We start from the raw sequence: 12,716 nt of genomic DNA, 5'->3' as shown, positions 1-12,716 counted from the left end.
AGTTGAATTGTAAATTGATTAAAACCTTGCACAATTCTCCCTATCAACTACTCACTAATATAAAATTATAAAAGAAATGAGTTTAGATGCTAAAATTCCTCAAGGCCCATTAGCCGAAAAATGGAGCAAGCATAAATTTGACCTGAAGCTGGTTAACCCGGCCAACAAGCGTAAATACGATATCATTATTGTAGGTACGGGTTTGGCAGGCGCATCAGCCGCGGCTTCATTGGCCGAGCTTGGTTATAACGTAAAATCTTTTTGTTTCCAGGATAGCCCCCGTCGTGCACACTCCATTGCAGCACAGGGTGGTATCAACGCAGCAAAAAACTACCAAAACGATGGTGACAGTGTTTACCGTTTGTTTTATGATACTATTAAAGGTGGTGACTACCGTGCCCGCGAAGGTAACGTGTACCGCCTTGCCGAAGTATCTGTTAATATAATTGACCAATGTGTTGCACAGGGTGTTCCTTTTGCCCGCGAATACGGCGGCTTGCTGGATAACCGCTCATTTGGTGGTTCGCAGGTGTCACGTACGTTCTATGCACGTGGCCAAACCGGACAACAATTACTTTTAGGTGCTTACTCGGCATTAAACCGCCAGATACACGCCGGTAAAGTTAAAATGTACACCCGTACAGAAATGTTGGATGTTGTTACCATAGATGGCCATGCCAAAGGTATTGTTACCCGCAACATGATCACCGGCGCTATTGAAACACATGCAGGCCACGCAGTATTGTTATGTACCGGTGGATACAGCAATGTGTTCTACCTGTCAACAAACGCCATTGGCTCAAACGTAACTGCGGCCTGGAGGGCACACAAACGTGGCGCTTTCTTTGGCAACCCATGCTATACACAAATTCACCCTACATGTATCCCGGTAAGCGGCGATCACCAGTCAAAGCTTACGCTGATGTCTGAGTCGTTACGTAACGATGGACGTGTTTGGGCTCCAAAAACTGTGGAGATTGCTGAACAATTGCGTAAAGGCACTATCAAGGCCGACCAGGTAAAAGAGGACGATCGTGATTACTTCCTTGAACGTAAATATCCGGCGTTTGGTAACCTTGTTCCGCGCGACGTGGCTTCACGTAACGCCAAGGAAATGATTGAAGAAGGTAAAGGTGTAGGAGGCTCAGGCTTCGCGGTTTTCCTTGACTTTGCCGATGCTATTAAACGTTTGGGCGAAGAAACAGTGAAAGCCAAATATGGTAACCTGTTTGATATGTATATCCAGATAACCGACGAGAACCCATACAAACAGCCAATGCGTATTTACCCTGCTGTTCACTATACCATGGGTGGCCTTTGGGTTGATTATAACCTGAGCACCAATGTACCGGGATTATATGCTTTAGGTGAGTGTAACTTCTCTGATCACGGCGCTAACCGTTTAGGTGCATCTGCTTTGATGCAGGGTTTATCTGATGGTTATTTTGTAATCCCTTATACACTTGGCGATTACCTGGCAAAAATTGGCCCTAAAAAGGTTGATATTTCACACCCTGCTTTTGAGAAAACCAAACAGGATGTAATTACATATATCAATAAACTGTTGGCTTTAAAAGGCAATAAAACTGTTAACGAATACCACCGCGACCTTGGCCATATTATGTGGGAATATTGCGGAATGGCACGTACAGAAGAAGGACTGAAAAAAGCTAAAGGATTGATCCAGGCACTGAAAGTTGATTTCTGGAAAAATGCTATCGTGACCGGCGAAAACGAAGAAGTAAACGCTTCGTTGGAAAGAGCGGGCCGGATTGCCGATTTCATTGAACTGGGCGAACTGATGGTTGATGACGCTTTGATGCGCCGCGAATCGTGCGGTGGTCACTTCAGGGTTGAATCACAAACTGCCGATGGCGAAGCACTGCGCGACGATGAAAACTTCGCGTTTGTGGCAGCCTGGGAGTTTAAAGGTGAAAACCAGCCAGAAGTACTACATAAAGAAGCATTGGTATTTGAATCAGTTCATTTATCGCAAAGAAATTATGCTTAGTAGCAAGTAGTTAGTATCGAGTATCAGGACGGAAGCAAAAAACCTTGATACTTGATACTTGCGGCTTGATACTAACAACAAAACATTTGATACAAAATCTTAAAGAGATGAGTAACGGAAATATGAACCTGACGCTGAAAGTATGGCGTCAAAAAAACGCTCAAACATCGGGCAAATTTGTGACCTACAAGGCCGAAAGTATTTCGCCTGATATGTCATTCCTGGAAATGCTTGACGTTGTTAACGAAAGTTTAACCCACAAAGGCGACGAGCCTATCAACTTTGATCACGATTGCCGCGAAGGTATTTGTGGCATGTGCTCGTTATATATAAATGGCCACCCACATGGGCCTAAGCGAGGTGTTACTACCTGCCAGCTGCACATGCGTACTTTTCATGATGGTGAAACCATTACTATTGAGCCATGGCGCGCATCAGCATTCCCCGTTGTAAAAGACTTAGCTGTTGATCGCTCTGCTTTCGACAGGATCCAGCAGGCTGGTGGTTATGTATCAGTTAATACCGGTGGAGTACCCGATGGTAATGCTATCGCTATCCCTAAAGTTATTGCCGATGAAGCATTTAACTCTGCAACCTGTATTGGTTGCGGCGCCTGCGTTGCAGCATGTAAAAATGCTTCGGCCATGCTTTTTGTTGGAGCAAAGATAACCCAGTTAGGCTTGTTGCCGCAAGGTCAGCCAGAGCGTTACCGTCGTGCACAATCAATGGTTGCCCAAATGGACGAAGAAGGATTTGGCAGTTGTACCAACACTGGTGCATGCGAGGCTGAATGCCCTAAAGAAATTAAGCTGACTAATATTGCACGCATGAATAATGATTTTTTCAGTGCTAAGCTGTTTAGAGAAGAAGAGATCCACGAAGACAAACACTAAGATTGTTTTACTTAGATACTTTAACAGGCCCGGGAGTTTTCCCGGGCCTGTTTTGTTAAGACTTAACCTTGAAAATCCGTCATTGCCGTGAGGTTTTAAAATCCGTGGGATATTAAAAGGGACATGACATTTGAAAAGTTTGTCATCCTGAACGCAGTGAAGGATCTATTCGCAGCCTGTACAGGGCGAAGAAGTATGGCGAATAACAGATCCTTCACTCCGTTCCGGGATGACAAAATGTTTTTTTTGCTAACACGCCATTGCGAAAATCCATCAAGGTAAACCTGAAAAAAATGGTGATGAAGTATGGCAAGCGCGGCTTTTCGTAGAGACGCATATTTGCGTCTCTAGCTATACAGAGCGGATTTACACTTCCGATTTGCACGCGGGAGACGCAAATATGCGTCTCTACAAATAATACTGGTAATCAATAACTTACATTAACATATAAGGCACGAAGCAATCTCTATACTGTACAGAGCGGGTTGAAATGTATACCCAGTATAATGGCCCTGCCCTTGTGGAGATTGCTTCGTACCTCGCAATGACGTGGTGGATTTTGAGGCGTGTGGGCCTGTCCGTCTGAGTTGATAAAATTCGGAAGACTCTAAAGGGGGAAATGACAAGCGGCGAAAGACTTACGAAGTTTTTAAAACTTCGTAAGTCTGGGATTCTACAACTTGTCATACGTAGCCTGTCGAAGACTCGCGGGCAGAGGCCTTTGCCCGTTATCCTTCGACAGGCTCAATATGACAGTCATTTTTGTTACATCATTTTCTCCTTCAGAGGCCACCGATTTTTACAACTCGACGATAAAGAAAAGCTTACTCCATTACATCCACCACCAACTTCCCTACAGTCTTCCCGTTTTCTATGATCTCATGCGCCTGTTGTGCTGTTGCCAGGGTAAATTTCCTTTCATAAACCAAAGGCTGTAGTTTACCTGCTTCGGCAAGTTTGGTAGCCGCCCGCATAATGTCCCCATGATGTTTACGGCCTTTTCCGGTGATCATTGGCATGAGCGTAAATACGCCTGAATAGGTTGCTCCTCTGAATGATAGTGGCGCCAACTTGTGCTCGCCCCAACCTAGGCTGCTTAATACATGACCTGTATAGTAACGTGCGGCGCTAAATGATGCATCAAGCGTTGCGCCGCCAACCGTATCATACACAATATCAAAACCATCGCCTCCGGTATATTTATTTACATATTCATCAACAGTGGTAGTCCGGTAGTCAATAAAAGTGGCGCCCAGGCTTTCTATATATCCCTGTTGCGTTGCGCTGCCCGTTGCAAAAACATCGGCGCCATAAGCTTTGGCTATTTGTATGGCCAAATGCCCTACGCCACCTGCCCCACCGTGAATCAACACCTTTTGCCCCACGCTTACTTTAGCCCTGTCAACCAGGCCCTCCCAGGCGGTAATAAAATTCAATGGCATCGCAGCTACCTGGCGCATACTCAGGTTTCCGGGTTTTATAGCCAGCAAGTCGGCGTCAAATGCGCCATATTCGGCAAGAGTGCCCTGCAGTCCGCCGATGCCACCTGCCATACCATAAACTTCGTCGCCAGGTTTAAAGTTAGTAACACCTGCACCAACTTCCTCCACTATTCCGGCAAGGTCCATCCCTAAAATAGCGGGTAAAGCCTGCTTTGCATGCGCGCCGCCGCCTGTCCGGATTTTATTATCAAGCGGACTTACGCCGCTGGCCACTATACGCACCAGAACCTGGCCCGCGCCGGCAACCGGCCGATCAACCTCTGTAAGTTTAAATGGAGTATTGGCAGCTTCTAATACAAGCGCTTTCATTGTTGTTAGGTGGTTAGTTTTCATCGTTCTATTTTGTTTTAGCGATGTAAAATTATGCAAGAACAGAACCCAAATCCTTGCACAATATTTCTTAATAATTGTACATTTATACTATGGTAAAAGATAACCTGTATCAGCCGTTTGAGATAGTACTCAGAGAACCTATGGATGTATGCCCTCGTAACATGCACTCGCACAGTTTTTTTGAGTTTATTTATATTGTGAGCGGCACAGGTAAGCAGTGCATCAACCAAAGTAAATTTACCTATAAACCGGGACATTTGTTTTTACTTACGCCCAATGATTCGCACTATTTTACTATTGAAACTACCACACAATTTCTGTTTATCCGGTTCAATTTAGATTATATTAAACAGCACAACCTATCCGGTGAGATGCTGAAAAACCTGGAATTTATTTTAAAAAATGCTAACCAGGCGCCGGGCTGTGTAATCAAAAATTATGATGACCGGCCGGTTATGAAATCTATAATGAATGCTGTAATAACTGAGCATTTAAATCATGGCCTATATAGCAAAGAGCTATTGCAACAGTATATATACACGGTTATTATGATTGTTACCCGCAACATTGCCCTTAGCTTACCCCAGGAGGTTGACGAAACAACCGAAGAAAAGGCATTGAATATTTTGCAGTACATCCAGGCGAATATCTACTTCCCCGAAAAATTAAAGGCAGAAGTTATGAGCGATAAAATGGGAATCTCCGAAACCTATCTGGGCCGCTATTTCAAAAAACATACCAGCGAAACCATGCAGCAGTACATCATCAATTACAAGCTCAAACTAATTGAAAACCGTTTGCTTCATAGCAATATGCGCATGGCCGAAATTGCCAACGAACTTGGCTTTAATGACGAAAGTCACCTTAACAGGATCTTTAAAAAATATAAACATGTAAACCCATCTGATTTCAGGAAGATGGGCGCGAAAGAAAAGTTAACGGCAACAATCTGATTAAAGAAGAGCCTCCGTTATTTAGCCACCAATACACCCTTCAATGGCCATACCGGCGATTGCAAACCTATATTCAAAAACCCAGCCTGCTGTTTATCGGCCAAAGTGTTTAAATAATTATTTAACATATTGCCTGCCTGTGTGATACTATTGCTTGTGCTATTCATCCCTCTTCGATAGCTTTTTTTTGCTACTTGAATAGATTCAAAACCACTGATAATTTGCCATTTAACAATACTAATCCTTATGGCCCAGGCATAATAAAAATTATAATCGATACGGAATACCTCAACTTCTGAATTATAAAAGCTTGTATCGCCACTAAGTTTACTGGTATATAATTGCAGTTGCTGGTTAGTTATTGTTTGCAGCGGTATCTGAGCGGCGTCGCCACCGCAATCGTTATATTTATCGTCATACTCTTCCTTAAAGCGATTAAAGTCGGTCATGTACTCCGTATAAAGATCATCATACATTTGCCGGGTGGCTATAGCATGCCTTTTATGGGCTGCACCATCTTTTATGTGTTGGGCAAAACTAATATTTACCCGTTCTTCAATTTCGCTTTTAGTTCGCCGGCACTCACTGCAGAACAGGCCATCCTTGTATTCCTGCACATTAAATTCGTACTTTCTTCGCCTGTCGTCAATTTTTACTTTGATTTTTTCGAACTTAATTTTGCACCCATCATCGGGATTATCGGCCAGAACAGTAGTTTGCGCCAATGCCTGAAGGCACCCTGCCAGGAAAATAACTATGCTCCATACGATTTTCATATTCAAAACCCACCTACGTTTGAATCAGGGTAAAATAATTGGCACTTCCTTACAATAACCCTCCAACTAATTTAAATATAATATTTGATACAAATCTTATAATCAGGACATTATTTAAGAAATCACCTTACTGAATCTCAATTTATAATTTGTGCAAAAGCCAAAACATTGACTGCCTACTTAGTTTTTTGCTAATCTGTTTTGGTTTGACCTAACTACAATGAGTAACAACACGCTACCCCCAATAAAAAGCAGAGGTTTCTGACAATTTGAATGAGCATAAAGAGAATAATATAGCTTTAATCCGGTTAATAATTGATATCTTATCCAAACAAAACAGCCATTATGAGTTAAATTTACTCGTATTATTTACCATATTAATACCGAAATCCTGTTAAAAATGAAAAATCAATTAAAATATTCACAAAAAAATCAAAATAATTTGCTTTTTTATCAAAAACACTTCATAAATTACATTTTTAAAAATAACTGATTAGTAACTTTTACATTTTCATCATTTTTTTATGCAGGAATCAGCTTATTTTGATAAATATAACCCTATTGAAGGTGTTTGGGACGAAATGTACGGCTCGGACAGCAATGTTCGCGAGCATTATCGTAAGGTAATTGAATATATTTCACAAGAATCGGCCGATGATCTCAACAAAAAAGAAGAGCTGGCCAAGCGCTTATTCATGAGCCAGGGAATTACCTTCACCGTGTACAACAGTGGCGAGGGCATCGAAAAAATATTTCCGTTTGATATCATCCCCCGCATTATTACCGCCAGTGAGTGGGCCTTTGTTGAACGCGGTATTAAGCAGCGCCTTACAGCACTTAATCTTTTCCTGAAAGATATTTACCATAACCAGTTTATTGTAAAGGACGGCATCGTACCTATTGATATCATATATTCGTGCCCGCATTTTTTGCGCGAGATGTACCAGCTGAAAGTACCATATGATATTTATGTACATATTTCGGGCATCGATCTGATCCGCGATGAAGACGGTACCTTTTACGTACTCGAGGATAACCTGCGCACCCCATCTGGAGTAAGTTATATGCTGGAGAACCGGGAGATAACCAAACGCTTATTCCCCGATCTGCTGCCGCAATGCGGGGTAAGGAGCGTGACGGAATATCCAACCATATTGTATAAAAACCTGCTGGCATTATCGCCCAGGCAAATCTCCAACCCCACCATTGTATTGCTGAGTCCGGGGATTTATAATTCCGCCTATTTTGAGCATACTACTCTTGCCCGTTTAATGGGCGTTGAGCTGGTTGAGGGGCGTGACCTGGTAGTGAATAACCACAAGGTTTATATGAAAACCACTACCGGTTTACAACAGGTTGATGTAATATACCGCAGGGTTGATGATGAATATTTAGATCCGCTGGTGTTTAACCCGGCAAGTATGCTGGGTGTTGCCGGTATTATGGGCGCTTATCGTAAAGGTAATGTCGCCATTGTAAACGCTATAGGCACCGGGGTTGCCGATGATAAGGCGGTGTATGTTTATGTACCCGATATGATCCGTTATTACCTGAACGAAGAACCGATACTAAAAAACGTACCCACCCACCAATTAGGCAACCGCGACGAGCGCGACTACGTGTTTAAAAACCTCAATAAAATGGTGGTTAAAAAAACCAATGGCAGTGGTGGCTACGGCATGCTGATGGGGCACGCGGCATCTGAGCAGGAGATTGATGATTATAAAAAAGAGATCCTGAAAGATCCCCGTAACTTTATAGCGCAACCAACTATCAGCCTGTCATCGGCGCCATGTTATATGCAGGGTTCACTAACACCCCGCCGTATTGATCTGCGCCCCTATGCATTATATGGCCCGGATGGCATAGAAATAGTGCCCGGCGGATTAACCCGCGTTGCCTTAAAAGAAGGCTCACTGGTAGTTAATAGCTCGCAGGGCGGTGGCAGTAAGGATACATGGGTATTGGCGTAGCCCCCCGGCCCCCTAAAGGGGGAGTAAATGTGCAGGAGGCTAAAAGCAAACCTGAAAATGAACTTTATAAATTATACAAATCAAAAAAATCCCCCCTTTAGGGGGTTAGGGGGCTAATATGTTAAGCAGAGTTGCAGCAAGTTTTTATTGGTTAAGCCGCTACATTGAGCGCAGCGATGGTATGCTACGGATGCTCAAAATTAATTATGCCTCATCGCAGGATACCATTCAGGAGTTTACCTGGGAGCCGGTGATCAGGATATTTGCCGGGGTGAATGAAGATGAGGCCGATAAGCTGGATAATGACAGCCGTGCGGTTTTAAAATACATGGTTACGGGCAAAAACAACCCTAACTCGATCCTCAGCATTATAACGCTAGCCCGCGAAAACGCGCGTGGCGTACAGGAACACATCACCAAGGACTTATGGCAATGCCTTAACGAGTATTACCATACGGTGAAAGACTCGCGCCTGGAGCGCTCCCTACAGCGCGAGGACCCTATTGGTGTGCTTGACGTATTAATAAAACAGGTGATGCTTTATTATGGCACGGTTGAGATAACGATGGAACGGGGCGAAGGCCGGAGTTTTATGAATATTGGTAAATACCTGGAACGAGCTATACAATCGGTAGATATTTTGGATACCAAATTCAGCTCGATAAGTGATAATCCCGATCTGTTGACAGATACCACTTATTGGAAACATTTATTGCTTTCTTTAGGCGGATATGAGCTATACCTCAAAACCTACAGGGAAGGCTTTGAGGCCGAGAATGTGCTGGAGCAGGTTGTTTTAAATAATGATTTCCCGCGCTCAGTTATCTATTCGGTAAATAACATTCAACGCTATTTTGATAGGTTAAAGAATGATACCAATGTTGATACATTCCGCGAGATGTCATTCCAGATCGGCCGCTTACAAAGCCGGATCAAATACAGTTCGGTAAGAAGCATCCGGGCCGAGGGTTTGCATTTGTTTTTAACACAAATCCGAACGGAACTTTATGGCATAGGTAACTCACTAAATGAATATTACTTTGCCAACTCATAAATTAATTTGAAAGTTCGCTGATTTGAAAATGATTAATAAACAATTTGAGGATTAATAATGGATGAGCTGATTCATTTTCAAATCGTCAAATTAAACAATTGAAACCATGCCTGAATTTAAAATACAACATATAACCAAATACACCTATGAAGGGATGGTACGCGATAGCGCCAACCAGATCATACTGTACCCTATCAAAGATGAATATCAGGATGTAATACACCAGGAGATGCAAATTACAGGCAACCCGGTTGTGGATACGCATACTGATTATTACGGCAACGAGGTGGGCAGCTTTACTTACAGCGAACGGCATTCGGTAATGCTCATCAATTCAAAACTAAGTGTTACCACCAGGCAGCGACCATTACCGGTAAATGATATCTTCCCCGAGCAACAATGGGAATACCTGAAAAACATTCAATATATGGTACCTTATATTGATTTTTTAAAGCAGGAGTATTTTGAAGGCTTACCCGAATTACAGGTTGTAGTTGACCGGGAACGGAACAAAGATGATACCCCCTACCAGATCGCCCTTCGTTTTTGCAGCTATGTTTATCAAAATTTCAACTACATAAAAGGCGTTACCACTGTTGAAACCACCCTTGATGAGGTATGGAATTTAAAAGCCGGTGTTTGCCAGGATTTCGCGCATATTTTAATGGTGATGCTGCGCTTATTAAAGATCCCTGCACGTTACGTAAGCGGCTATATATGTACTCATAGCAGTAATATGCGTGGAGAAGGCGCTACCCATGCCTGGGCCGAAGCCTATATCCCGGATTATGGCTGGCTGGGTATCGATCCTACCAATAACTGCGTCGCCAATGAAACCCATGTGCGCCTGGCTGTTGGTCGTAATTTTTCTGATTGTTCGCCGGTGAAGGGCGTATATAAAGGCTCATCAGGCCATAAACTTGAAGTTGCTGTTACCGTTGACGATGGGAACGGGTTTTGCATTGACGATAAACCCCATTATGACACCCCGCTTCAACAAGTAACCGATATCCCTAAAAATAGCTACCAGCGCTATATGGAGATCATTCAGCAACAGCAGCAACAACAGCAATAGATGTGCAGATTTCAGATGTGCAGGTGTGTTAAACAAAAAGCGTCATTGCTGTAAGGTACGAAGCAATCCCCTACTTACAGAGCGGCTCTGCTTATCGGGGATTGCTTCGTACCTCGCAATGACGCGTGGGAGATATCAGACATCAAAACAAATCATCTGCACATTTGAAATCTGAAATCTGCAATCTGCAGCTTACACTTTCTTAATCGTCTCCATCAATACCGGAATTTTTGGCACTTTATCAAAGGCCTGGAATAACTTTCCGTTTTTGTCGTAAATGGCGATGTATGGCGTTGTTTGCACGTGATAATATCGTTGCACTACATAAGTATACCCTTCGGTACCAATGGTAATATTGTGGTATTTGGCCAGGTCAAAATCACGCTGAAAAACCTGGATAGCTTTTAACTGATTAACAAAGGTGATCATAACTATCTGTACCCCTTTGAGCTTATCCATTTGTGGTTTCAGGTCATACATCAAATGTTGACAATGGCTGCAATCCGGCGAAAAATAGATCACCATCACAGGCTTATTCTTTTTCAGGTCGGCGGGCGTTACGTAAACGCTGTCAGTTGTCAGTATGTGATATGGTGCAATTTTGCTGTTGGCAGGCATGGTTTGGGCCTGACTGCAGCCGGCAGCTACAATAAGGCAAAGCAACAAGTATATTCTCTTCATTGTATTGATAAAATTTTTCATTAAAGCATAGTTACGATATTTTTAACTCTCCAGCAATTCCAACTGCCAGGCAATATGTTCTTCTGTTACAGGGAATAACGCGTTTTCGCGCACGGTATGATGCACCGCATCAAATAATCCATTGTAATTACCTTTGTCTGACGGAAACCACTCTACTGTTTTCTGATTATCGGCGCCCATTAGCACCAATTTTCCTTCACTACCTAAAGGCTCAACACCAAAACCTTCGTCGGTTGGCATCATGCCTGTATCCAATTGGGCTTCCTGTACATCGGTGCGTAATTTAACAAAACTGCCCAATGTTCCGTGAATCACAAAGCCAGGCAATGCCTCTGCAATAAGCAATCCCGAAGTTAAATAAACATGCAGCTGATTAGGATAGGTTAAGTGAATGTTGAAGTAATCATCCACCTGCGAACCGGGCCGGTGAGTGGCAGTAGTTTTTATATAACTTAACGGCCTGCCAAATATACTGATCGCGTTATCAACAAGGTGTGCACCCAAATCATAAGTTAAGCCATTACCGGGGGTGCCTTTGGTTTCTTTAAATTGTTTTACACCAATAGGCATCCGGTACCTGTCCAACCGAAAATGAACCTCTATTAACTCACCAAGACGTCCACTTTCAATTACCTTTTTCACCGATAGAAAACCACTGTCATATCTGCGGTTCTGGTAGATCATTACTTTAAGATTCAACTTTCTGCCTAAATCAAATAAGGCCTTTACCTCTGCCGAAGTTACCGCCGCGGGTTTTTCTATCAGTACATGTTTCCCGGCATTAAGGGCCTGCATGGCATAGTCAAAGTGGGTATTGTTGGGGGTGTTAACTACGATCAGTTCAATTTCAGCATCATTAAGCAGCTCATCAACTGAATTATAGCTAATTACATCCGGATATATTTTACCGGCCTTTTTTTCATGACGTTCTACAACTGCTTTAAAAGTAAAGCCGGGGTTAGTGGTTAAAAATGGAGCATGAAAAATTCTGCCCGACATGCCGTAGGCCATCAGGCCGGTTACTATTGGTTTTGTTGACATAGGTGTTTGCCTTTAGTTTGGAAGTAAAAATAAGATTATTTGCGGGAGGTTTTTAGATAATGATAAAGTTCTTCTGTAACGTCATTGCGAGTTTTAAAACCCGGAACTTTGAAAGAGAATTGGCATTTTAAATAGTTTTTGTCATTCTGAGCATCGCGAAGAATCTATTCGCAGACTATACAGGGCGAAAAGGGATAGCGAATAATAGATGCTTCACTGCGTTCAGCATGACAAAAGTTTTTTTTGCAAACACGTCATGGGTAGTTGACAAAATTTGAAAAACTCTAAAGGTGAAAATAACAGGCGGTGAAAGACTTACGAAGTTTTAAAAACTTCGTAAGTCTGGGATTCTACAACTTGTCATAGGTAGGAACGAAACAATGATGCGTTGGGAAAAGTCCGT

10 protein-coding genes are annotated in these 12,716 nt (G+C 42.8%); 6 read left to right on the top strand and 4 right to left on the bottom strand.

What is annotated here, in order from left to right; translation table 11 throughout:
* Positions 1–76 precede the first annotated feature (76 nt).
* Together AC1DYB_RS05885 and AC1DYB_RS05880 are read left to right on the top strand one after the other, a co-directional pair.
* Positions 77–2,011, top strand: a complete 1,935-nt coding sequence (locus tag AC1DYB_RS05885) for a fumarate reductase/succinate dehydrogenase flavoprotein subunit (protein WP_477398415.1) — start codon at positions 77–79, stop codon at positions 2,009–2,011.
* A gap of 107 nt (positions 2,012–2,118) precedes the next feature.
* A complete protein-coding gene (locus AC1DYB_RS05880; RefSeq protein ID WP_295721441.1) occupies positions 2,119–2,904 on the top strand; it encodes a succinate dehydrogenase/fumarate reductase iron-sulfur subunit in 786 nt (261 codons plus the stop codon).
* Positions 2,905–3,728: 824 nt separating this feature from the next.
* On the opposite strand, the gene AC1DYB_RS05875 is transcribed toward AC1DYB_RS05880, so the two are convergent.
* The gene (locus tag AC1DYB_RS05875; RefSeq protein WP_477433211.1) at positions 3,729–4,715 is read right to left on the bottom strand and encodes a zinc-dependent alcohol dehydrogenase family protein; all 987 of its coding nucleotides are present in this window, start codon (positions 4,713–4,715) and stop codon (positions 3,729–3,731) included.
* Between the two features lie 113 nt (positions 4,716–4,828).
* On the opposite strand from AC1DYB_RS05875, the gene AC1DYB_RS05870 reads away from it, so the two are divergent.
* Positions 4,829–5,692, top strand: a complete 864-nt coding sequence (locus tag AC1DYB_RS05870; RefSeq protein WP_477433209.1) for an AraC family transcriptional regulator — start codon at positions 4,829–4,831, stop codon at positions 5,690–5,692.
* A 17-nt stretch (positions 5,693–5,709) separates the two neighbouring features.
* Here the strand turns inward: AC1DYB_RS05870 and AC1DYB_RS05865 are convergent, their stop codons facing one another.
* Positions 5,710–6,468, bottom strand: a complete 759-nt coding sequence (locus AC1DYB_RS05865; protein WP_477433207.1) for a hypothetical protein — start codon at positions 6,466–6,468, stop codon at positions 5,710–5,712.
* A 524-nt stretch (positions 6,469–6,992) separates the two neighbouring features.
* On the opposite strand from AC1DYB_RS05865, the gene AC1DYB_RS05860 reads away from it, so the two are divergent.
* The 3 genes from AC1DYB_RS05860 (at position 6,993) to AC1DYB_RS05850 (ending at position 10,570) form a co-directional block, all read left to right on the top strand.
* Positions 6,993–8,441 (top strand): circularly permuted type 2 ATP-grasp protein, encoded by a 1,449-nt coding sequence (locus AC1DYB_RS05860; RefSeq protein WP_477433205.1) that lies wholly within the window; start codon positions 6,993–6,995, stop codon positions 8,439–8,441.
* 118 nt (positions 8,442–8,559) lie between these two features.
* Positions 8,560–9,495, top strand: coding sequence for an alpha-E domain-containing protein (locus AC1DYB_RS05855; protein ID WP_295717595.1), 936 nt, complete (start codon positions 8,560–8,562; stop codon positions 9,493–9,495).
* Between the two features lie 106 nt (positions 9,496–9,601).
* A complete protein-coding gene (locus AC1DYB_RS05850) occupies positions 9,602–10,570 on the top strand; it encodes a transglutaminase family protein (protein ID WP_477433203.1) in 969 nt (322 codons plus the stop codon).
* A gap of 192 nt (positions 10,571–10,762) precedes the next feature.
* Here AC1DYB_RS05850 and AC1DYB_RS05845 read toward each other — a convergent pair whose 3' ends face one another.
* Together AC1DYB_RS05845 and AC1DYB_RS05840 are read right to left on the bottom strand one after the other, a co-directional pair.
* Positions 10,763–11,251: a TlpA family protein disulfide reductase gene (locus tag AC1DYB_RS05845; RefSeq protein WP_295717597.1), complete on the bottom strand. Its 489-nt coding sequence runs from the start codon at positions 11,249–11,251 to the stop codon at positions 10,763–10,765.
* Between the two features lie 42 nt (positions 11,252–11,293).
* Positions 11,294–12,313 (bottom strand): Gfo/Idh/MocA family oxidoreductase, encoded by a 1,020-nt coding sequence (locus tag AC1DYB_RS05840; RefSeq protein WP_477433201.1) that lies wholly within the window; start codon positions 12,311–12,313, stop codon positions 11,294–11,296.
* Positions 12,314–12,716: the final 403 nt, after the last annotated feature.

This window comes from Mucilaginibacter sp. P2_A4 (assembly GCF_056405015.1).
Note: the sequence above shows the minus strand (reverse complement) of the source record. Positions and strands in the feature narration are given on the sequence as shown.

Excerpts from the sequence above, each read along its gene's own strand:
- AC1DYB_RS05850 (WP_477433203.1), top strand. The coding sequence starts at position 9,602 with ATGCCTGAATTTAAAATACAACATATAACCAAATACACCTATGAAGGG.
- AC1DYB_RS05880 (WP_295721441.1), top strand. The coding sequence starts at position 2,119 with ATGAGTAACGGAAATATGAACCTGACGCTGAAAGTATGGCGTCAAAAA.
- AC1DYB_RS05860 (WP_477433205.1), top strand. The coding sequence starts at position 6,993 with ATGCAGGAATCAGCTTATTTTGATAAATATAACCCTATTGAAGGTGTT.
- AC1DYB_RS05855 (WP_295717595.1), top strand. The coding sequence starts at position 8,560 with ATGTTAAGCAGAGTTGCAGCAAGTTTTTATTGGTTAAGCCGCTACATT.
- AC1DYB_RS05870 (WP_477433209.1), top strand. The coding sequence starts at position 4,829 with ATGGTAAAAGATAACCTGTATCAGCCGTTTGAGATAGTACTCAGAGAA.
- AC1DYB_RS05840 (WP_477433201.1), bottom strand. The coding sequence starts at position 12,313 with ATGTCAACAAAACCAATAGTAACCGGCCTGATGGCCTACGGCATGTCG.
- AC1DYB_RS05885 (WP_477398415.1), top strand. The coding sequence starts at position 77 with ATGAGTTTAGATGCTAAAATTCCTCAAGGCCCATTAGCCGAAAAATGG.
- AC1DYB_RS05875 (WP_477433211.1), bottom strand. The coding sequence starts at position 4,715 with ATGAAAGCGCTTGTATTAGAAGCTGCCAATACTCCATTTAAACTTACA.
- AC1DYB_RS05865 (WP_477433207.1), bottom strand. The coding sequence starts at position 6,468 with ATGAAAATCGTATGGAGCATAGTTATTTTCCTGGCAGGGTGCCTTCAG.
- AC1DYB_RS05845 (WP_295717597.1), bottom strand. The coding sequence starts at position 11,251 with ATGAAGAGAATATACTTGTTGCTTTGCCTTATTGTAGCTGCCGGCTGC.